Source organism: Stenotrophomonas maltophilia group sp. LNF247 (genome assembly GCF_054083135.1).
Window position 1 is genome coordinate 1 of record NZ_JBSRQL010000023.1, and the last position, 20,262, is coordinate 20,262.

At 66.4% G+C, this 20,262-nt stretch carries 17 protein-coding genes and 1 pseudogene; 11 read left to right on the forward strand and 7 right to left on the reverse strand.

Annotated elements, in window-relative coordinates; translation table 11 throughout:
* Positions 1–1,201: pseudogene (locus ACTXG9_RS17840) on the reverse strand (excinuclease ABC subunit UvrA); the annotation flags it as partial.
* 338 nt (positions 1,202–1,539) lie between these two features.
* Between ACTXG9_RS17840 and rplU the strand changes: the two are divergent.
* The 3 genes from rplU to cgtA all read left to right on the forward strand — a co-directional run bounded on the left by rplU (position 1,540) and on the right by cgtA (position 3,360).
* Positions 1,540–1,848, forward strand: coding sequence for a 50S ribosomal protein L21 (gene rplU / locus ACTXG9_RS17845; protein ID WP_005408557.1), 309 nt, complete (start codon positions 1,540–1,542; stop codon positions 1,846–1,848).
* Positions 1,849–1,866: 18 nt separating this feature from the next.
* Positions 1,867–2,130 (forward strand): 50S ribosomal protein L27, encoded by a 264-nt coding sequence (gene rpmA, locus ACTXG9_RS17850; RefSeq protein WP_005408558.1) that lies wholly within the window; start codon positions 1,867–1,869, stop codon positions 2,128–2,130.
* A 177-nt stretch (positions 2,131–2,307) separates the two neighbouring features.
* Positions 2,308–3,360: an Obg family GTPase CgtA gene (gene cgtA, locus ACTXG9_RS17855; protein WP_021202450.1), complete on the forward strand. Its 1,053-nt coding sequence runs from the start codon at positions 2,308–2,310 to the stop codon at positions 3,358–3,360.
* A gap of 167 nt (positions 3,361–3,527) precedes the next feature.
* On the opposite strand, the gene rpsT is transcribed toward cgtA, so the two are convergent.
* Positions 3,528–3,797: a 30S ribosomal protein S20 gene (gene rpsT / locus ACTXG9_RS17860; protein ID WP_005408560.1), complete on the reverse strand. Its 270-nt coding sequence runs from the start codon at positions 3,795–3,797 to the stop codon at positions 3,528–3,530.
* A 116-nt stretch (positions 3,798–3,913) separates the two neighbouring features.
* On the opposite strand from rpsT, the gene murJ reads away from it, so the two are divergent.
* From murJ to ACTXG9_RS17900, 8 genes are all read left to right on the forward strand, one after another.
* Positions 3,914–5,518, forward strand: coding sequence for a murein biosynthesis integral membrane protein MurJ (gene murJ, locus ACTXG9_RS17865; RefSeq protein WP_032955127.1), 1,605 nt, complete (start codon positions 3,914–3,916; stop codon positions 5,516–5,518).
* Positions 5,519–5,593: 75 nt separating this feature from the next.
* On the forward strand, positions 5,594–6,541 hold the full coding sequence (locus ACTXG9_RS17870; RefSeq protein ID WP_019659293.1) for a bifunctional riboflavin kinase/FAD synthetase: 948 nt from the start codon (positions 5,594–5,596) through the stop codon (positions 6,539–6,541).
* Positions 6,538–9,369, forward strand: a complete 2,832-nt coding sequence (gene ileS / locus ACTXG9_RS17875; protein WP_197575894.1) for an isoleucine--tRNA ligase — start codon at positions 6,538–6,540, stop codon at positions 9,367–9,369. The genes ACTXG9_RS17870 and ileS overlap by 4 nt, the downstream gene beginning before the upstream one ends.
* A complete protein-coding gene (lspA, locus tag ACTXG9_RS17880; RefSeq protein ID WP_014646377.1) occupies positions 9,369–9,893 on the forward strand; it encodes a signal peptidase II in 525 nt (174 codons plus the stop codon). The genes ileS and lspA overlap by 1 nt, the downstream gene beginning before the upstream one ends.
* A 27-nt stretch (positions 9,894–9,920) precedes the next feature.
* Entirely contained in the window at positions 9,921–10,871 is a 951-nt protein-coding gene (gene ispH / locus ACTXG9_RS17885; protein WP_019659291.1) for a 4-hydroxy-3-methylbut-2-enyl diphosphate reductase, read from the forward strand.
* A 116-nt stretch (positions 10,872–10,987) separates the two neighbouring features.
* Complete coding sequence (locus tag ACTXG9_RS17890) at positions 10,988–12,871, forward strand: M61 family metallopeptidase (protein WP_288041246.1); 1,884 nt, start codon at positions 10,988–10,990, stop codon at positions 12,869–12,871.
* Positions 12,868–13,545 carry a lysoplasmalogenase gene (locus tag ACTXG9_RS17895; protein ID WP_288041248.1) on the forward strand — a complete coding sequence of 226 codons (678 nt, stop codon included), beginning with the start codon at positions 12,868–12,870 and terminating at the stop codon, positions 13,543–13,545. The genes ACTXG9_RS17890 and ACTXG9_RS17895 overlap by 4 nt, the downstream gene beginning before the upstream one ends.
* A 23-nt stretch (positions 13,546–13,568) precedes the next feature.
* Positions 13,569–14,075 carry a hypothetical protein gene (locus ACTXG9_RS17900; protein WP_019337508.1) on the forward strand — a complete coding sequence of 169 codons (507 nt, stop codon included), beginning with the start codon at positions 13,569–13,571 and terminating at the stop codon, positions 14,073–14,075.
* Between the two features lie 116 nt (positions 14,076–14,191).
* Here the strand turns inward: ACTXG9_RS17900 and ACTXG9_RS17905 are convergent, their stop codons facing one another.
* Genes ACTXG9_RS17905 through ACTXG9_RS17925 form a run of 5 tightly spaced genes read right to left on the reverse strand, consistent with a single transcriptional unit; the run spans position 14,192 to position 20,181 of the window.
* On the reverse strand, positions 14,192–14,899 hold the full coding sequence (locus ACTXG9_RS17905; protein WP_021202455.1) for a hypothetical protein: 708 nt from the start codon (positions 14,897–14,899) through the stop codon (positions 14,192–14,194).
* Complete coding sequence (locus ACTXG9_RS17910) at positions 14,896–15,852, reverse strand: hypothetical protein (protein ID WP_021202456.1); 957 nt, start codon at positions 15,850–15,852, stop codon at positions 14,896–14,898. Before ACTXG9_RS17910 ends, ACTXG9_RS17905 begins: the two co-directional genes overlap by 4 nt.
* A 47-nt stretch (positions 15,853–15,899) precedes the next feature.
* On the reverse strand, positions 15,900–18,695 hold the full coding sequence (locus ACTXG9_RS17915; protein WP_456115396.1) for a TonB-dependent receptor plug domain-containing protein: 2,796 nt from the start codon (positions 18,693–18,695) through the stop codon (positions 15,900–15,902).
* Positions 18,696–18,706: 11 nt separating this feature from the next.
* Positions 18,707–19,675, reverse strand: coding sequence for a FecR family protein (locus ACTXG9_RS17920; RefSeq protein ID WP_021202458.1), 969 nt, complete (start codon positions 19,673–19,675; stop codon positions 18,707–18,709).
* A complete protein-coding gene (locus ACTXG9_RS17925; protein ID WP_111099011.1) occupies positions 19,672–20,181 on the reverse strand; it encodes an RNA polymerase sigma factor in 510 nt (169 codons plus the stop codon). Before ACTXG9_RS17925 ends, ACTXG9_RS17920 begins: the two co-directional genes overlap by 4 nt.
* Between the last annotated feature and the right edge of the window lie 81 nt (positions 20,182–20,262).

Here is a 20,262-nt window from a genome sequence, read left to right on the forward strand (position 1 = left end):
TGGACAGCTCCTCGCGTACCGCCGGCGATTCGGTCTCCTTGTAGCGGCGTTCGAGGTTGGGAATGATGCCTTCGAAGCGGTGCTTGCGCTGGGTGCGGCCGCCGGCTTCGGTGAAGTAGGTGAAGGTGATCGTTTCATCGCCGCTGCCGTACAGCACGGCCTGCTGCACCTTGGCTGACAGGGAGTTCCACGCAGCGTCCACGTCGAACCTGTAGTGCTTGGCCAGCGAGGCGATCAGCTGGAAGTAGTAGGCGTTGCGACGGTCCCAGCCGCGCACCGCACCGGCGGCCAGCGACAGCTCCGGATGCACCACCACCCGCGACGGATCGAAGAACTCGGCCATGCCCAGGCCATCGCAGCCGGGGCACGCACCCATCGGTGCATTGAACGAGAACAGGCGCGGTTCCAGCTCCGGCAGCGAGTAGTCGCAGACCGGGCAGGAGTACTTGGAGGAGAACAGCGTGGGCGAAGCATCGGCGCTGTCCAGGCTCTGCACCGAGGCCATGCCATCGCCCAGCTTGAGCGCCGTTTCAAAGCTCTCGGCCAGGCGCTGCTTGATGTCCTCGCGCGGGCGGAAGCGGTCGATCACCGCCTCGATGGTGTGTTTCTGGCGCAGCGCCAGCGGCGGCACCGCATCGATTTCGTGCAGCTCGCCGTCCACGCGCACACGCACGAAGCCCTGCGCGCGCAGCTGGTCGAAGACCTGTGCGTGTTCGCCCTTGCGGTCACGGATGACCGGGGCCAGCAGCATGTAGCGCTGCTCCGGGTCCAGGGTCAGCACCTGGTCGACCATCTGGCTGACCGTCTGCGCCTCCAGTGGGTAGCCGTGGTCCGGGCAGCGCGGGGTGCCCACGCGTGCGTACAGCAGGCGCAGGTAGTCGTAGATCTCGGTGATGGTGCCGACCGTCGAACGCGGGTTGTGCGAGGTCGACTTCTGCTCGATCGAGATGGCCGGGGACAGGCCTTCGATGTGGTCCAGGTCCGGCTTTTCCATCACGCTCAGGAACTGGCGCGCATAGGCCGACAGCGACTCGACGTAGCGGCGCTGGCCTTCTGCATAGATGGTGTCGAACGCCAGCGAGGACTTGCCCGAACCGGACAGGCCGGTGATCACGATCAGCTTGTCGCGGGGCAGGTCGAGGTCGAGGTTCTTCAGGTTGTGCGTCCGCGCGCCGCGGATGCGGATGAAATCCATCGCCATGGGGGATCCGGTTGTGGGGGCGTTGGCTGGGTGCCGGGCCAGCAGGGAACGGCAATCGGTCAGCCTACCGAGGTGACCAGATGGGGGCAATGGGCGACAATGCCACCCCGGCGTCTCACGTTGTGAGACCGGCCGACAGCTTTGTGTAGGGTCGGGCCATGTGCAGCGGCCTGGACCGCGAACCGTTCAGCCGTGCATGGCTCGGCCTGCAGGCCCGGGCCCGTGGGTCGTTCAGGGGTTGACTTGACCCGCGCCCGCTGATCTGCGTACAATCCCGCTCCTGTCCGCCCTCGATGGCGGCAGTTCAGACCACAATAACTACAGAGGAAGGCCTGGTCATGTACGCAGTACTGGTCACCGGCGGTAAGCAATACCGCGTGGCGCAGGGCGAAAAGCTCCGCATTGAAAAGCTCGAAGTCGAAGTCGGCAGCGAGATCAAGTTCGACAACATCCTGATGCTGGGTGACAGCGATGGCGTGAAGCTGGGCGATGCGCTGAAGGGCGCTGCCGTCACCGCCAAGGTCCTGTCCCAGGGTCGTGCTGACAAGGTGCGGATCATCAAGTTCCGTCGCCGCAAGCACCACATGAAGCGTCAGGGTCACCGTCAGTACTACACCGAAATCGAGATCACCGGCATCGCCGGCTAAGTATCAGGAGAAGCAGTCATGGCACATAAAAAGGGCGTAGGCTCCTCGCGCAACGGTCGCGACTCCAACCCGAAGTACCTGGGCGTCAAGATCTTTGGCGGCCAGGCCATCGAAGCCGGCAACATCATCGTGCGTCAGCGCGGCACCCAGTTCCACCCGGGCACCGGCGTTGGCCTGGGCCGTGACCACACCCTGTTCGCCCTCGTGGACGGCAAGGTGGAGTTCTCGGTCAAGGGCGCCAAGAAGCGCCGCACCGTCAGCATCGTCTCGGCCGACGCCTGATCCAGGCATCGCCGGCACCCGTGCCCCGGCATGGGAGTGCTGCATGAAGAGCCCCGCTTCGGCGGGGCTTTTCGTTAGAGTTGAAGCAAGACCGGCTGGGCCGGGTTACCGGCCCGCGGCCGGCATGACATTCAAGGTGGCGGCCAGCAGGCCGCGCCCATCGCAGGCATCGAAACAATGAAACTGGTAGACGAAGCAGAAATCGAAGTGTTCGCCGGCAACGGCGGCAACGGCTGCATTGGCTTCCGTCGCGAGAAGTTCATTCCGCTCGGCGGCCCGGACGGCGGCGACGGCGGTGCGGGCGGCAGCGTTTACATCCGCGCCGACGAAAACCTGAACACCCTGGTCGACTTCCGCCATGAGCGCATCTTCAAGGCGCAGCGTGGCGAGAACGGCATGGGCCGCCAGGCCTACGGCAAGGGCGGCGAAGACCTGACCATCACCGTGCCGGTCGGCACCGTGGTCATCAACGTTGCCACCGATGAAGTCATCGGCGACCTGACCCGGCACGGCGACCGCCTGCTGGTGGCCAAGGGCGGCCGCGGTGGCCTGGGCAACATGCACTTCAAGAGCTCGACCAATCGCTCGCCGCGCCAGGCGCTGCCGGGCGAGCCGGGTGAGGAGCGCACGCTGAAGCTGGAGCTGAAGCTGCTGGCCGACGTCGGCCTGCTGGGCTTCCCCAATGCCGGCAAGAGCACCCTGATCCGTGCCGTTTCGGCTGCAACGCCGAAGGTGGCCGATTACCCGTTCACCACGCTGTACCCGAACCTGGGTGTGGTGAAGGTGGAAAACCACCGCAGCTTCGTGATCGCTGATATTCCGGGCCTGATCGAAGGCGCGGCGGATGGTGCCGGCCTGGGTGCGCAGTTCCTGCGCCACCTGCAGCGCACCCGCCTGCTGCTGCACCTGGTGGACATCTCGCCGATGGAAGGCGGCGTGGAGGGGATTTCGCCGGTGGAGCAGGTGCGTGCGATCGAACGCGAGCTGGAGAAGCACGATCCGGAGCTGCTGAACAAGCCGCGCTGGCTGGTGCTGAACAAGGCTGACCTGATGTTCGAAGACGAGGCGCAGGCCGCGGCCGAGCAGATCGTCGCCGAACTGGGCTGGAAGGAGCCGTGGTTCCTGGTCTCCGCGCTGGGCCGCGAAGGTACTTTCCCGATCATGAGCCGGATCATGGCCTTCTTCGATCGCCAGAAGGAAGAAGAGCAGGAAGCCCGCAACGCGCAGTAATGCCGTTGTGGTTCCATGCGAAAAACCCGGCTTCGGCCGGGTTTTTCATTTGGTAGTGCCGGCCGCGCGGCTCCGCGGATCGCCCGGACCGCAGGCAACAAAAAACCCGGCCGGGGCCGGGCTTTTGCCTGCAGCCCAACCCCGGAGGGCAGGGCGGCAACGCCGGATCAGGCGGCCTTGAGGGCCTTGATGCGGTCGTTCAGGCGGCTCTTGTGGCGAGCAGCCTTGTTCTTGTGGATCAGGCCACGCGCGCTGAAGCGATCCAGGATCGGCTGGGCAACGGCGAAGGCGGCTTCGGCGCCGGCGGCATCGTTGGCGTCCAGCGCCTTGATCACTTTCTTGACAGCGGTGCGCAGCATCGAGCGCTGAGCCACGTTGCGCGCGTTGCGCACGACGGTCTGCTTGGCGCGCTTCTTGGCGGACTTGATATTGGCCACGGTGGTGGTTTCCTGAAAAATCGGTGTTATGGGAACAGCAAGCTAGCTAGTATGATGGCGTAAGAAATGCACGTCAAGTCGATTGTCAAGAGGGACGCTGAGTGAGTTCACCCAAGTTGTTGCGGGGCCTGCTGTCGTTCAGCAGCATGACCATGGTCTCGCGCGTTCTCGGACTTGTCCGGGACTTCGTGGTGACCACCACGTTCGGCACCAACGCCATCACTGATGCTTTCTGGGTCGCCTTCAGGGTACCCAATTTCCTGCGGCGTTTGTTCGCCGAGGGCTCGTTTGCCACCGCTTTCGTGCCCGTGTTCACGGAAGTGAAGGAAACCCGCAGCCACGCCGAACTGCGCGAACTGATGGCGCGCACCGCCGGCACCCTGGGCGGGGTGCTGATGCTGGTCACCGCACTGGCGCTGATCTTCGCGCCGCAGCTGGCCTCGGTCTTCTCCAGTGGCGTTGATACCGACCCGGTCAAGCAGGGCCTGCTGGTCGACCTGTTCCGCCTGACCTTCCCGTTCCTGCTGTTCGTCTCGCTGACCGCACTGGCCGGCGGTGCGCTGAACAGCTTCCAGCGCTTCGCGATGCCGGCGCTGACCCCGGTCATTCTCAACCTGTGCATGATCGCCGGTGCGCTGTGGCTGGCGCCGCGGCTGGGCGGCACGCCAGAAAAGCAGATCCTGGCGCTGGGCTGGGCGGTGCTGGCGGCCGGCATCCTGCAGTTGCTGTTCCAGCTGCCCTCGCTGAAGGGCATCAACCTGCTGACCCTGCCGCGCTGGGGCTGGAGCCATCCGGGCGTGCGCAAGGTGATGACGCTGATGGTGCCGACCCTGTTCGGTTCCTCTGTGGCGCAGATCAACCTGCTGCTGGACACGGTGATCGCGGCCAAGCTGACCGATGGCTCGCAGTCCTGGCTGTCGCTGGCCGACCGCTTCCTGGAGCTGCCGCTGGGCGTGTTCGGCGTGGCGCTGGGCACGGTGATCCTGCCGGCGCTGGCCCGCCATCACGTCAGTACCGACCGCGAGGGCTTCTCGCGCTCGTTGGACTGGGGCCTGCGCATGACCCTGCTGATCTCGGTGCCGGCCATGCTGGGCCTGCTGCTGCTGGCCGAGCCGCTGATCGCGACCATCTTCCAGCACGGCCAGTTCAGTGCCTTCGATACCCGCATGACCGCGTTGTCGGTGTACGGCCTGAGCTTCGGCCTGCCGGCATTCGCCCTGCTGAAGGTGGTACTGCCGGCTTTCTACGCCCGCCAGGACACCAAGACGCCGGTGCGCGCGGGTGTGGCCGCGCTGGTGGCCAACATGGTGTTCAACTTCGCCCTTCTGGCGGTGTTGTACCAGGTGATGGTGCCGGACGAGCTGAAGGCGCAGGGCGTGATGGCGGCCATCGGCAAGCAGCCGGGCCTGCACCTGGCGCTGGGCATTGCCAGTGCGCTGTCCAGTTACCTGAACCTGGGCCTGCTCTGGTACTGGCTGGGCAAGACCGATGTCTACCGCCGCCGGCCGGGCTGGGCTGGCTATCTGCTGCGGCTGCTGCTGGCCTGCGCGGCCATGGTCGGGGTGCTGCTGGCCCTGCTGCACTGGCTGCCAGGCTTCTCGGCGATGACTGTGTGGGAGCGGATCGGCGCCCTGGCGCTGCTGGTCGGTGGCGGTGGCGCGACCTACGCGGTTGCCATGGTGGCGATGGGCTTCCGCCCGCGCGACCTGCGTGGGCATTGATCGTGCGCCGTGACGGCTATACTTCAGGGTTACACCATTGAAGCGGCGGCCCCGGTCGGGCCGGAACGAGAGTTGATGAGCAGGCTGTTCAGAAGCGTGGAGGGCGGGGCGCTGTTCCCCAACGGAAGCGTGGTCTGTATCGGTGCATTTGACGGCCTCCACCTGGGCCATCGTGCGCTGGTGCGCCACGCGGTTGCCCGCGCGCGCGCCTTGGGCGTGGCCGCAGTGGCCGTGGCATTCGAGCCGCTGCCGCGTGAATTCTTTTCCCAGGGCACGCCGCCACCGCGGCTGACCCTGGCGCGCAGCAAGGTCGAGATCCTGCGCGAGCTCGGTGTGGATGCGATCGGACTGTTGCGTTTCGACGCGGCGATGGCAGCGATGCCGGCCGAGGATTTCGTCCACCGGCTGCTGGCCCACCGCCTGGGCGCACGCGAAGTGTGGATCGGCCCGGAGTTCTGCTTCGGCAACCGCCGCCGTGGCGACCTGGCCCTGCTGCAGAAGATGGGCGCTGCACTGGGCTTCACCGCGGGCGAGATCGAAGCGGTGGATCTGCATGGCGAGCGCATTTCCAGCACCCGCATCCGCCAGCTGCTGCAGCAGGGCGACTTCGCCCGTGCCAACGACCTGCTGGGCCGTCCCTACGCGATCAGCGGCCGGGTGGTGCGCGGTCGACAGCTTGGCCGTACGCTGGGTTTCCCCACTGCCAACCTGCGTTTCCCGAAGACGCCGGCGCTGTCGGGTATCTACGCGACCTGGGTGCATGGTGTGTTCGACCAACCGTGGCCATCGGTGTCCAGCTTCGGCACGCGGCCGACGGTGGAGGGCGTGGAGCCGCTGCTGGAAGCCCACCTGTTCGATTTCCAGGGTGACCTGTACGGTCGCCACATCGACGTGGAATTCGTCGCCAAGCTGCGCGACGAAGAGAAGTTCAATGATCTGGCGGCGCTGACCGACCAGATGCACCGCGACGCCGAACAGGCGCGCGCCATCCTTTCCGAACATAGATTGCGAGCCACTGCGTGAGCCAGGACTACAAGACCACCCTGAACCTGCCAGCCACCGAATTCCCGATGCGCGGCGACCTGCCCAAGCGCGAGCCGGGCATTCTGGCGCGGTGGGAAGCGCAGGGGCTCTACCAGCAGCTGCGCGACAACGCCGCCGGCCGCCCGCTGTTCGTGCTGCACGACGGCCCCCCGTACGCCAACGGCCGCATCCACCTCGGCCACGCGGTCAACAAGATCCTGAAGGACATCATCGTCAAGTCGCGCTACCTGGCCGGCTTCGATGCGCCCTATGTGCCGGGCTGGGACTGCCATGGCCTGCCGATCGAGATCGCGGTCGAGAAGAAGTGGGGCAAGGTCGGCACCAAGCTCGACGCCGTCGAATTCCGCCAGAAGTGCCGCGAGTTCGCCGAAGAGCAGATCAACATCCAGCGCGTGGACTTCAAGCGCCTGGGCGTGACCGGTGACTGGGACAACCCGTACAAGACCCTGAGCTTCGACTTCGAAGCCAACGAGATCCGCGCGCTGTCCAAGGTCGTGGCCAACGGTCACCTGGTGCGCGGCGCCAAGCCGGTGTACTGGTGCTTCGACTGTGGCTCGGCGCTGGCCGAGGCCGAGATCGAGTACCAGGAAAAGGAATCGCCGGCGATCGACGTGGCCTACGCCGCGCGCGATGCCCAGGCCATCGGCCAGGCGTTCGGCGTGAGCGTGCCGGCCGACGTGGAAGTGGCCGTACCGATCTGGACCACCACCCCGTGGACGCTGCCGGCCTCGCTGGCGGTGTCGCTGGGCGCGGAGATCCGCTACGTGCTGGCCGAAGGCCCGGCGCACAACGGCAAGCGCCGTTGGCTGGTGCTGGCTGCGGCGCTGGCCGAGCGCGCGCTGCAGCGCTATGGCGTCGAAAACGTGGTGCTGCACGGTGAAACCACCGGTGCGGCGCTGGAGAACCAGCTGCTGGCGCACCCGTTCTACCCGGAGCGCGAGATCCTGGTGCTCAACGGCGACCACGTCTCCGACGAGGACGGTACCGGTGCGGTGCACACCGCCCCCGGCCACGGCCAGGAAGACTTCGTGGTCAGCCAGAAGTACGGCCTGCTGGACAAGTACAACGCTGGCCAGGTGACCCCGATCGACGGTCGTGGCGTGTACCTGGAATCGACCCCGCCGGCCGGTGACGTGGTGCTGGCCGGCCAGCACCTGTGGAAGGCGCAGGAGGCCATCGTCGGCGTGCTGCGCGAGAACGGTTCGCTGCTGGCGTTCCATCCGATCCGCCACAGCTACCCGCACTGCTGGCGCCACAAGACGCCGGTGGTGTTCCGCGCCACCCCGCAGTGGTTCATCTCGATGGACAAGGCCAACCTGCGCAACGATGCGCTGGCCGCCATCGACACCGTCGGCTGGTTCCCGACCTGGGGGAAGGCGCGCATCCAGAGCATGGTCGACGGCCGCCCGGACTGGACCATCTCGCGCCAGCGCACCTGGGGCGTGCCGATCGCACTGTTCACCCACCGGCAGACCGGCGAGATCCATCCGCGTTCGGTGGAGCTGATGCAGCAGGTCGCCGACCGCGTCGAAGCCGAGGGCATCGACGTGTGGTACTCGCTGGATGCCGCCGAACTGCTGGGCGCTGAAGCCGCCGACTACGAGAAGGTCACCGACATCCTCGACGTCTGGTTCGATTCGGGCGTGACCCATGAAGGCGTGCTCGCCGCGCGTGGCTTCGGCAAGCCGGCCGACCTGTACCTGGAAGGTTCTGACCAGCACCGCGGCTGGTTCCAGTCCTCGCTGCTGACCGGCGTGGCGATCGACAAGCGCGCCCCGTACAAGCAGTGCCTGACCCACGGCTTCACCGTGGATGAGCACGGCCGCAAGATGTCCAAGTCGCTGGGCAACGGCATCGAGCCGCAGGACATCATGAACAAGCTGGGCGCGGACATCCTGCGCCTGTGGATCGCCTCGGCCGACTACAGCAACGAGATGTCGCTGTCGCAGGAGATCCTGAAGCGCAATGCCGATGCCTACCGCCGCCTGCGCAACACCGCACGCTTCCTGCTCGGCAACCTGGACGGCTTCGACCCGGCGCTGCACCTGCAGCCGCTCGAGCAGATGGTCGCGCTGGACCGTTGGATCGTGCATCGCGCGTGGGAGCTGCAGGAGAAGATCAAGGCGGCCTACGACGGCTATAACATGGCCGAGATCGTGCAGCTGCTGCTGAACTTCTGCAGCGTGGACCTGGGCTCGCTGTACCTGGACGTGACCAAGGATCGCCTGTACACGATGCCGACCGATTCGCACGGTCGCCGTTCGGCACAGAGCGCGATGTACCACATCGCCGAAGCGTTCACCCGCTGGGTCGCGCCGATCCTGACCTTCACCGCCGACGAGCTGTGGGGCTACCTGCCGGGCGAGCATGCTGGCCATGTGCTGTTCACCACCTGGTACGACGGCCTGGCGCCGCTGCCGGCCGATGCCCAGCTCAACGCCGCCGATTTCGACCAGCTGCTGGCCGTGCGCGAACAGGTGGCCAAGGTGCTCGAGCCGATGCGGGCAAACGGCGCGATCGGTGCCGCACTGGAAGCGGAGATCACCATTGCCGCCAGCGAGGAGCAGGCCGCGCGCTGGCAGCCGCTGGCCGATGAACTGCGTTTCCTGTTCATCAGTGGCGACGTGCAGGTGCGCCCGGCGACCACCGACGAGGTGTTCGTCAGTGCCCAGCCGACCAGCAAGGCCAAGTGCGTGCGCTGCTGGCACCACCGCGCCGACGTCGGCAGCAACGCCGACCATCCGGAACTGTGCGGCCGCTGCGTGAATAACGTGACCGGCGCCGGCGAAGTGCGGAGCTGGTTCTGATGGCCGCGCCCCGTCCGCATCCGAACGCGCTGGTCTGGCTGCTGCTGTCGGTGGCCATCATCGGCCTGGACCAGTGGTCCAAGGCCTGGGTGCTGTCCAGCCTCCCGGAGTTCCAGCCGGTGGTGGTCATCGACGGCTTCTGGAACTGGTACCGCACCTATAACACCGGCGCGGCATTCAGTTTCCTGAGCGACGCCGGTGGCTGGCAGAAGTACTTCTTCACTGCACTGGCTATCGCCATCAGCGGCCTGATGGCCTGGTGGCTGCGCGGCACCGCCCGTGGCAACTGGAAGGCCGCGGTGCCGTATGCACTGATCATCGGCGGCGCCATCGGCAACGTGATCGACCGCCAGGTGCACGGTCACGTGGTCGATTTCATCCAGTGGTACGTGGGCAGCTACACCTGGCCCTCGTTCAACATCGCCGATTCGGCCATCGTGGTGGGTGCCATCGGCATCGCCCTGTTTGGCCTGTTCGACGGCAAGTCCGCCAAAAAGGCGGATAATGCCAATCCGAAACCGTAAGCCGGCCGCTGCCGGGAGATTGAACTGATGGATGTGCTGCTCGCCAACCCGCGTGGTTTCTGTGCCGGTGTCGATCGTGCGATCGAGATCGTCAAGCGCGCGATCGAAACGCTGGGCGCGCCCATCTACGTCCGCCATGAAGTGGTGCACAACCGCTTCGTGGTCGACGACCTGAAGCAGCGCGGCGCGATCTTCGTCGAGGAGCTCGATGAAGTGCCGGACAACAACACGGTGATCTTCAGCGCGCATGGCGTGTCCCAGGCCGTGCGCCAGGAAGCCGAGCGTCGTGGCCTGAAGGTGTTCGATGCGACCTGCCCGCTGGTGACCAAGGTCCACTTCGAAGTTGCCCGCCACTGCCGCGCTGGCCGTGACGTGGTGCTGATCGGCCACGCCGGTCACCCGGAAGTGGAGGGCACCATGGGCCAGTGGAACCGCGAAGCCGGTACCGGGCAGATCTACCTGGTCGAGGATGTCGAGCAGGTTGCGACGCTGCAGATCAACCAGCCGGACAACTTCGCCTACACCACCCAGACCACGCTGTCGGTGGATGACACGCGCGGCATCATCGATGCGCTGCGCGAGCGCTTCCCGGCGATGCAGGGCCCGAAGAACGACGACATCTGCTACGCCACGCAGAACCGCCAGGACGCCGTACGCGATCTGGCCAAGCGCTGCGACCTGGTGCTGGTGGTCGGTTCGCCGAACAGCTCCAACTCCAACCGCCTGAGCGAGCTGGCCCGCCGTGAAGGCGTGGAGTCGTACCTGATCGATGGCGCGCACGAGATCGACCCGGCGTGGGTGGCGGGCAAGCAGCACATCGGCGTGACCGCTGGCGCCTCGGCGCCGCAGGTGCTGGTCGACGGCGTGCTGGCACGCCTGGCCGAGCTGGGTGCCAGTGGCGTGTCCGAGCTGGACGGCGAGCCGGAATCGATGGTGTTCGCGCTGCCGAAGGAACTGCGCCTGCGCCTGGTCGACTGACCGGGAAAGGCCTCATCCACGCCACGCGTGGATAAGCACATCCATGACCTTTGGCCATGGGGCCCGCCATCGCACAGGCCTAGCATCGGAGGATTGTCCGATGCTGGAAGTTGCCGATGAAGACCCGTGCCCTGGCGATGTCGTTGCTGTTCGCGCTGGCCGCCACGCCCGCGCTGGCGCAGGCCTCGCCATCGGATGATGCCGCAGCCCCAGGCCTGCTGCGCATCGATGTGGATGCACGTGACCTTGCCCGTCGCATCTTCAAGGTGACCGCCACCGTGCCGGTCAAGCCCGGTCCGGTCACCCTGCTGTACCCGCAGTGGATTCCCGGCAACCATTCGCCCACCGGCCCGATCGACAAGCTGGCCGGTCTGCGTATCACCGCCAACGGCAAGCCGCTGGCCTGGCAGCGCGACCAGTACAACGTCTATGCGTTCAAGGTGGACGTGCCCGAGGGCGTCAGCGAGATCGTCGCCCACTTCGATTTCCTGTCCTCGCAGGGCGGCAGCCAAGGGCGGGTGGTGATGACCCCGGAAATGCTCAACCTGCAGTGGAACGCCAATTCGCTGTATCCGGCCGGCGTAGATGCGCGCAACCTGCAGGCGCAGGCCAGCGTGACCCTGCCCAAGGGCTGGTCGTTTGCCACGGCGCTGGAAACCGCGCGCCGCGACGGCGATACCGTGGTGTTCAAGCCGATTTCGTATGACCATCTGGTCGATTCGCCGTTGTTTGCCGGCGAGCACTACCAGCGCATCGATCTCGATCCGGGCGCGAAGGTGCCGGTGCACCTCAATGTGTTTGCCGACGAAGCCAAGTCGCTGAAGCCGACCGACGCGCAGATCACGATGCACCGCGCGCTGGTGCAGCAGGCCGACAAGCTCTTCGGTGCGCGTCACTACAACCGCTATGAATTCCTGCTGGCCTTGACCGACCGTCTTGGTGGCATCGGCCTGGAGCACCACCGTTCCAGCGAGAACAGCGCCGACCCGGGTTACTTCACCGAGTGGGACCGCAACGCCTGGATGCGCGATCTGCTGCCGCATGAGTACACCCATTCCTGGAACGGCAAGTACCGTCGCGGCGCGGATCTTGCCACCGCCAACTTCAACACGCCGATGGGCGACAGCCTGCTGTGGGTGTACGAAGGGCAGACCCAGTTCTGGGGGCAGGTGCTGGCGGCACGCTCGGGGTTGTGGTCGGCTGCGCAGGCGCGCGACATGCTGGCCAATGTGGCCGCGACCTATGACCGTGGCCGCCCGGGCCTGGCCTGGCGTCCGCTGCAGGACACCACCAACGACCCGACCATCGCCCAGCGCCGCACGTTGCCGTACCGCAACTACCAGATGAGCGAAGACTATTACTCCGGCGGCCAGATGCTGTGGCTGGAAGTGGAAGGCAAGCTGCGCGAACTGAGTGGCAACCGCCGCAGCCTGGATGACTTCGCGCGCGCCTTCTTCGGCGTCGGCAACGGCGACTGGGACGTCAACCCGTACACCTTCGACGACGTGGTCGCGACCTTGAACGGCATCGCGCCGTACGACTGGGCGACGTTCCTGCGCGGGCGCCTGGACGGCCACGGCGCGTTGACCGGTGGCCTGGAGCTGGCGGGCTGGAAGCTGGTCTACCGCGATACGCCGAACGATGCCTACAAGGCGCAGGAGAAGCGCGCCAAGGCCGCATTGCTGGCGTACTCGCTGGGTGCGACGGTGCTCGACAACGGTACGGTCGGCGACGTGATCTGGGACAGCCCGGCCTTCAACGCCGGCCTGGCGCCTGGCATGAAGGTGATTGCCGTTGGCGGCCGCGAGTACAGCAGCCAGCGCTTGAAGGACGCGGTGGCTGCGGCGGCGAAGGACAAGGCGCCGATCGTGCTGCTGGTGAAGCAGTTCGATCGGATCGACACGATGAACATCGACTACCACGGTGGCCTGCAGTACCCGGTGCTGGAGCGCATTGCCGGAAAGCCTGACCGCCTTGCGGAGCTGTGGAAGCCACGATGAAGCCGCGCGCCGGCGATGGCGTGATCCAGCTGATGGCGATCCTCGCCATCATCGGTGCGTTCCTGGACGGTGACGGGCGCTGGCTGCATTGGCTGGCGAAGCCGGCGACCACGCTGCTGATCGCGGCCATCGCCTGGCGGGTGCGTGATCCTGCGCAGCCGACCTACCGGCGCGCGGTGCTGGCCGGCATGCTGCTGTCGTGCGTGGGTGACATCGCGCTGATGCTGCCGATGGACGCGTTCGTACCGGGGCTGGTGGCGTTCCTGCTGGCGCACCTCTGCTACATCGTGGCCTTTCGCGATGGCCTGCGTGCCGGACGCGGCCTGCTCGCCGCCAGCGTCCTGCTGGCGGCCTTTGCCGTACTCAATGTGCTTGGCCTGTGGCCGCACCTGCCGGTGCCGATGCGTGTGCCGGTGCTGGCATACGTGGTGGTGCTGGCATCGATGGCAGCGCTGGCCCTGGCACGGCAGTGGCGCAGCCCGCAGCCCGCTGCCGTGGAAGCCCGAAGCGCCCGCTGGGCCGCGGCAGGTGCGTTGCTGTTCGTCGCCAGCGATTCCCTGCTGGCCTGGGACCGCTTCACCGGCGGCCTGCCGCTGGCCAGCGTGCTGGTGTTGTCCACGTACTATGGCGCGCAGTACGCCATAGCCCGTTCAGTTTTGCCTGGTCATCGCTAGCCTGGCCTCGTTATGATTTTCTGATGGCTAGGGGAATCAACGCGCTGTTTGCAGTTATCGATGCCATCCGGGCGGAGTGGTCAAAGCCTCGGGTCGCCATGCATCAGCATGGGGCGTGTCCTTTCCTGCTTCGATCCTTCTTCGTAGAACGTGGTGCTGCAATATCAGAAGACCGGCGATTACAGGGCTGCCCAGCGCAGTTGCTCGCATTCTGGAAGGTGTACGCTTCGGCGGAATTGTTCAAGGACGAGCAATTCGGTCAATGGGGCATGGAGATGCTCAGCGTCGAGGATGCACACGTTCAGACGACCTTCCTCGCTGGTTCGCGTCCGTTGGATTTCCGGAGCGGCGATGTCGTATTTGGCCGCTTCTACGGCGACTCAGATCTACTGGTGATGAACGCCTTTGGTACGGTGCTGGTCTGCCTGCCTTTGGACGAGCGAAAAGATTGGCCTGAAGCATCGGACTCGCTTGCAGGCTTCCTATCCCGGCTGCATGAAACCCAAGGTTCCAAGTACTGGGAGTTGTGATCCATCGAGGGTATCCGCATTGGCTGCCGGCTGGTTCAAGTCTTCTCGTCAGCGAACAAATGGCCTTGCTCTACCTGCTGGAGTAACGGCTGCCAGAGCTGGATGGGTCGCGTTGCCTACTGACGGCTTACGCCGCGGGCGTTGCCCTGTGCGTCGAACTGCAGGCGTACGGATTCGCGGTCACCGGCCACTTCGTCCGGCAGCCACACCAGCTTGCCGCCCTTGCGCACGATCACATACACGTGGCCGACTTCGGATGCGGGGTTCTGCAGGGCATTGCGTTGTTCCTGCAATGCCTGCGCCACGCGCGGCACGGCCTCGAAATCGATGCTGGCCAGGGATGTGCTGCTGCGCTGCAGGCTGATGGTCGGCGCGAACTGCTGCGGGTTCACTGGATTGCCCTTGCGCCATTGGCCACGCTCGAAGTGGTAGCTGTCGACGTGGGTCGGCTGCTGCGGGTCGACCAGGTCCAGGTTGATGCGGCCATCGTCGTAGAAGTGGATGCTGTGGAACACCGTCAACCGGTGCCCGGACAGTGCAGGCATCTGTTCCAGTGCCTGGCGGGCGGCCAGCAGGTAGTCCGCATCGAACAACCGGTTGCTGCGTTCGGGAACCGGCATTGATCGCGGTTCGGGAATCGGGGCGAGCGAAGCGGGCCTCTCGCGCGATGGCGGCATGGTGATCGGCGCGGTCGCGCGGTCAGCCTGCACCGAATGCCCCAGTGTTTCGCCTATCGTCTGCAGCGCACCACCGGCAACGGCGGCGCCGGCCAGCACCAGCAGCACGGCGGAAAATACCACGGGTGTGGAAGGCGGCCGCTTCATACAGCCTCCAGGCGCACATTGCTGCGGTCATCCGGGTCGTACAGCAGCGTGACCTGCTCGCGTGGAACGTTGGCCAGCTCGATCAACGGGATGAAGCGGCGCACGCTCACCTGCTGTATGCCACCTTCGCGGTCGGTGTATTCCAGCTGGAACTCCACCTGCGGCTGTTCGTTGAGGTAGGTGCCGGTCTGGCGCACCTTCAATACCCGGGCCTCCACACCGATGCCGCGGTACTTCAGCGCGTCTCCGCGGGCATCGGCGTGCAGCAGGCGGCCGAGCAGGCGCAGGACCAGGGCGTAGCCGCACAACACCAGCGGGCACACCAGCAGAGGGTGGCCGAAGGTCAGGAAGGTCCAGCCCAGGCCCTCGCTCTGCAGCCGGTAGGCCAACACATAGGCAGCGGCAACGGTTCCGATGCCGAGTGCTGCACCGATGCCACGCCGCCACAGGCTGGCGACATTCAGTTCGGGCTGGGCGCCGTCCAGTACCACGTTCGGGAACGCGCCCGGCACCCGGCTCAGGCGTGCATCGACGTGCCTGCCGACGCCGAAGCGCTGCAGTTGCGGCTTGCTGTCGACTACCAGCAGCAGTTCGCGGATCGGCGTGCCGGACAGGTTCTTGAAGGACAGCTGCAGTTTCCATTGCGCGAAGCCACGCACCTGCACGCCGGTCTGTTCAGCGTTTTCGATCAGCGCATCGCGTGGTTCGCCATCGGCGAGGATCGAGCGAACGCGATGCAGGGCGCGTGGTGGGCCGAGCAGCAGGAAATGCAGGAACGCGAACAGCAGAGCGAGCCATGCAGCGAGCGACAGTGCCAGCAGCAACAGTGCCAGCCACGGTGCACTGCGATCAGCCAGCGCCACCGGCCACGAGGTGCCGAAATAGAGAATGCAGGGGAAGGGCAACGCGAAGAACAGCAGGAACGCGCCCCAGAACCAGAGATAGGCCTTCATGGGGGGAGGTGGCAGACCGGTGGAACAGGCCGCGTAGGTTACTACGCTCAGCGGAACTGCAGGGTAAGCAGGTAGTAGCGGCCGAGCGGATCATCCAGCCCCGGCATCTGCCCGCCATTGCCGACCAGGTAGTTCACCGGTTGCGCATCGAGCACGTTGTGCACGTCCAGCGCCGCGACGACGCGCGGGCCGAGGCGGCGTGCCAGGTGCAGGTTCCAGCGCAACTGGCGCGGATTCATGCAGTGGTTCTGTTCGGCCTGATCCTGCGGGCATTCGGTCCCCGGCAGCCAGGCACGGGTGCGACCGACCTGGTTGCCGCGCAGGGCGACGTCCCAGTTGCTGTTCTGCCATTGCGCGTTCAACACCGCAGCCAGTTCGGGTGTCACATGGCCGCGCAGGTCCACGGCGGCCCCGTGGTCACGGCGCCGACGCAGTTCCTGCTGCTTCAGCGCATCGAGTGAGAACAACCATTGGCCGTTGCTGCCGCTGTCGATGCGGTATTCGCCACGCAGGACCCAGTTGCGGGAGGTGGTGCGGCCGATGTTGTCGAACGACAGGCGCAGGCTGCTCAGGTAGCCGTCGTCATCCAGCTCCCAGGTACTGCGATTCCACACCGCATCGCTTGGCTGCAGGGCGAGGATCTCGTTGCGCAGTTCCACGATGTTGTGGGTCAGCGACAGCGAAAACGTGTCGTTGGGTGTCCATGTGGCGGCCAGCGAATGGCTGCGCGATCGCTCGGCCTTCAGTGCATCGTTCTCAACCACGTTGGCCGTGACGCTGCAGCCGCCACTGGCCGTGGCCATTGCACATTCAGGAAGGGCACTGGACACCGGAAGCGTGATCGACCCGAAGTAGCCCGGGGGGCGCCGTTGCTCGAACAGGCTCGGCGCACGGTAGCCGCGTCCGCTGGCCAGCAGGAACGACCAGTGAGGCGTCGGGGTCCAGCGCAGTCCGGCACGTGGCGAGAACGCCATGAAGCCGTCGTCGCGGTCCCAGCGTGCGGCCAGGTCCGCGCGCAGCGTGGGTGCCAGTGGCAGGCCCAGCTCGGTATAGACACCGCTGCTTTGCCGCGACAGGCGGCGTTGCTGCTGCGGCAAACCCAATGCAAGGTCGCCCTGGCTCAGCAGCGCATCCGGATGCGAGGTCCAGCGCTCATGGCGCAGGTCGATGCCGGTCGCCAGTTGCGCATTGCCCCCAGCCATCGCCATCAGCTCACGCTGCACGCCCCACCAGCCCTGCCACTGTGCAGTGCTGCCGCGGTTGCGGATGGATGGGAACAGCGCGTCCATATCGGCTGCCGGCGGTGCGTCGAAGCCGGGAATGAACCTGCGTGCCTGCGTTGCTTCAAGCAGCAGCGCCGTGCGCACCGTGCCTGCCGTGGACAAGGTGACTTCGCTGCGCTGCGCACTGATGCCGGCTTCCCAGCTGCGCCGGCCCTGGTCACGTCCGATGCCGAAGGTGACGTCCGTATCGGTGGCGCGGACCTTGGGACGCACGTTGCCGGCCTCACGCAGCACACTGTTGAAGGTGATGCCCCGCGACACCACCGCAACGGCGGTCGGGCCCAGGTCGAAGCGCTGGCGGTTGTGACTGGCCCGCACCTCGGCATAGGCATAGCGTCCCTCACCCCGTTCGTGCCGGTAGCGCAGGTAGGCCGACGCGGTATCCGAGGCCGGTTGCAGCGAACGCGGCCGGGCGCTGTCGAACCAGCAGCCGTCCTCGCGCCGCTCCAGGGGCGGCTCGCAGCGCCGCGCGGGCACGTACCAGTTGCCGAGGATCGCGCCGATCGGATACAGCGAGGTTTCCGCATGCCAGTCACGTTGGTCACCGGCGACATGCTCGACACGGTGCAGATCGAGACCGGCAAACCAGCGGTCTCCGTTGCCACGTGCGCCGCCCGTGGCGGCCTGCAGGCGGTACTGGCCCGCGTCGCCACGGCTGCTGAGTCCGGTCTGTAGCATGGCTTCGGGCCCATCGGCCTGGTCGCGCAGGATGATGTTGACCACGCCGGACATGGCATCGGCGCCATAGATGGCCGAGGCACCGCCGCGTACCAGTTCGATGCGGTCGACGAAGCTCAGCGGAATGCCGCCGAGGTCGGTCAGCCCACCCTGTTCCAGCGACACCATCGGATAGCGCGGCAGGCGCCGGCCATTGACCAGGAACAGCGTCGCCCGCGGTCCCATGCCATCGAGGCTGGTGGTGGCCGCTGCACCCACCGGCAGGTACTGCGAATCGCCGCCGCGCGAGGTGCTCATGGCAGGATGGCCGTTCATGCCGGGCAGGTGCCGCAGCAGGTCGAACAGGTTGCCGTAGCCACTGCGCAGGATATCGTCACGATCAATGGTGGTGACCGGCAGCGTGGTCTGCACCGAAGAGCGCGGCAGCCGGCTGCCGGTGACGTGGATGGGAGCCAGTTCCACCTCGTGCGGCGTGTCGGCGGACCTGGGAGGCAGGCGCGGCAGACGCGGGGCGGTGAACGCTGCCGGCGGCTTGGCAGGCTCGGCATGGACCCGCCGCACGACAAAAGCACCCGAGGACGTGCGCAGGATGTTCACCGGCAGGCCGGCAACCAGTTGCTTCAGCGAAGCCCCGGTATCGCGCTGGCCACGGGTGCCATCGGTGCGCAGACCCTCCAGTTCACGTGCGTCGAACAGCAGGGCGGTGCCACTCTGCCGGGCCCATTGCTGCAGTGCCGGTACCAGTGGGCCGGCGCCCACGTCGATCGCCAGCGTGCCTGCGGGCGTGCCGGCATCGGCCATCGGTACTGCGGCAACGCCCAGGGCAAGGCATAGCAGGGCCCGGAGCAGCCCCCACTGCAGCGCACCCGGACCTGCCTTCACTGCCGGTCTCCTCAGTATGTGCGGCGCAGTTCCAGCGCGCCATCCGGACGCGTCTGGCCAGCCACGGACCACCCCAGTTCCAGCGCCGACAGCAGTTCCTGCGCATCGCCGGCACGGAAGGTACCGCTCACGGCCAGGCTGGCGATCTCAGGATCGGCGATCACCAGCGGCGTGCGGCCGTAACGGTTCATGCGTTCGACCACGATCGACAGGGGGGTGGCATCGAACACCAGTTGCCCCTGCAGCCAGCCTTCAGCGGCGGCAGTGGAGGAGAGGGCAGGGCCTGGCTGGATACGGCCGGAAGGCAGAACCTGCAGCTGCTGGCCGGGCGCCAGCGTGTGCTGCGCTGCGCCGCTGCTGACTTCGACGGCACCTTCCAGCAGCGCGACCTCGACCAGGCCGTCGCGCAGGCGTTCCACCTGGAAGGTCGTGCCGATGTCGCGGATCGTACTGTCGCCGGCGCGCAGTTGCAGCGCCTTGTTCGACGGTGCGACCTGCAGTTGCAGCCGGCCCTGCTCCAGCACCAGCTCACGATGGCGCCAGCCGAAGCGGGCGCGGAGAGTGGTGCCGGCATCCAGCATGGCGACGCTGCCATCGGCCAGTGTCTGCTGCTGTGGCTGGTGCGAATCATTGGCGTAGACCTGTGGCGTCGGGTTGCCGTCGACGGCAGCCATCCAGCCGATGCCGATCGCCATGCAGACACCGGCAGCAGCGGCCACGCCCGGCAACCAGCGCCGGCGCGGCGGACGCGCCGCGCGTGCCGCAGCGGTCCGCAGCCAAGGGTCAGCCGCAAGCCCAGCACCCTGCTGGAACAGGGTTTCGGCCTGCACCCAGGCTTTGACGTGGGCCGGATCTTCGGCCAGCCAGTCCTCGAACGCTTCGCGTTCGGCCGACGTGCAGTCCGGGGCTTCCAGGCGGGCTACCCAGGCGCTGGCGCGTTCAAACAGCTGTGCATCATCCCTGTGCGGGGTGCCACTCATTGGCCGTCCCTGTCGTTGTGCAGCGGATCCGATCCCAACTCCTGACGCAGGCCCTGCAGGGCGCGGGCGATATGTTTTTCCACGGTCTTGGCAGTAATTCCACAATGCCGCGCGATCTGCGTGTAGCTCATGCCGGTGATGCGGTTGAGCAGATAGACCTCGCGTGCGCGTTCGGGCAGCTTGAACAGGGCCTGCCGCAGCAGGGACAGCATCTGCCCTGACTCGGCCTGGCGCAATGGATCGGGCGAGGAACTGGACGGTTCGTCGCTGCCATCGTGTTCGGCCAGCGGCAGATGCGGCCGCGACAGCGGTGAGCGGCCGCGGTCTGCCAGGCGGTTGCGGGCGATACGATACAGCAGCAGGCGCAGTTCGTCCGGGCCCTGTGCGCGGTAGCGGATCAGCCGCTCCATGCAGTCCTGCGCGATATCCTCCGCATCCTCAGGCCCAACCCCCCGCGTGCGCAGGAACGCGCACAGCGGTGCGCGCTCTTCGCGCACGAACGCGATGAAGGCATCCGCAGGTGCGGGTAGCTCCGGCGCGCGATGGAGCAGGGGAGACGGGGTGGACAGGGCTGGCCTCGACGGTGG

What these genes read in the sequence shown, in the direction of transcription:
- rplU (WP_005408557.1), top strand. Translation starts at nt 1,540, where the DNA reads ATGTACGCAGTACTGGTCACCGGCGGTAAGCAATACCGCGTGGCGCAG.
- rpmA (WP_005408558.1), top strand. Translation starts at nt 1,867, where the DNA reads ATGGCACATAAAAAGGGCGTAGGCTCCTCGCGCAACGGTCGCGACTCC.
- cgtA (WP_021202450.1), top strand. Translation starts at nt 2,308, where the DNA reads ATGAAACTGGTAGACGAAGCAGAAATCGAAGTGTTCGCCGGCAACGGC.
- ACTXG9_RS17870 (WP_019659293.1), top strand. Translation starts at nt 5,594, where the DNA reads ATGAGCAGGCTGTTCAGAAGCGTGGAGGGCGGGGCGCTGTTCCCCAAC.
- lspA (WP_014646377.1), top strand. Translation starts at nt 9,369, where the DNA reads ATGGCCGCGCCCCGTCCGCATCCGAACGCGCTGGTCTGGCTGCTGCTG.
- ispH (WP_019659291.1), top strand. Translation starts at nt 9,921, where the DNA reads ATGGATGTGCTGCTCGCCAACCCGCGTGGTTTCTGTGCCGGTGTCGAT.
- ACTXG9_RS17890 (WP_288041246.1), top strand. Translation starts at nt 10,988, where the DNA reads ATGAAGACCCGTGCCCTGGCGATGTCGTTGCTGTTCGCGCTGGCCGCC.
- ACTXG9_RS17895 (WP_288041248.1), top strand. Translation starts at nt 12,868, where the DNA reads ATGAAGCCGCGCGCCGGCGATGGCGTGATCCAGCTGATGGCGATCCTC.
- ACTXG9_RS17900 (WP_019337508.1), top strand. Translation starts at nt 13,569, where the DNA reads ATGGCTAGGGGAATCAACGCGCTGTTTGCAGTTATCGATGCCATCCGG.
- ACTXG9_RS17905 (WP_021202455.1), bottom strand. Translation starts at nt 14,899, where the DNA reads ATGAAGCGGCCGCCTTCCACACCCGTGGTATTTTCCGCCGTGCTGCTG.
- ACTXG9_RS17910 (WP_021202456.1), bottom strand. Translation starts at nt 15,852, where the DNA reads ATGAAGGCCTATCTCTGGTTCTGGGGCGCGTTCCTGCTGTTCTTCGCG.
- ACTXG9_RS17920 (WP_021202458.1), bottom strand. Translation starts at nt 19,675, where the DNA reads ATGAGTGGCACCCCGCACAGGGATGATGCACAGCTGTTTGAACGCGCC.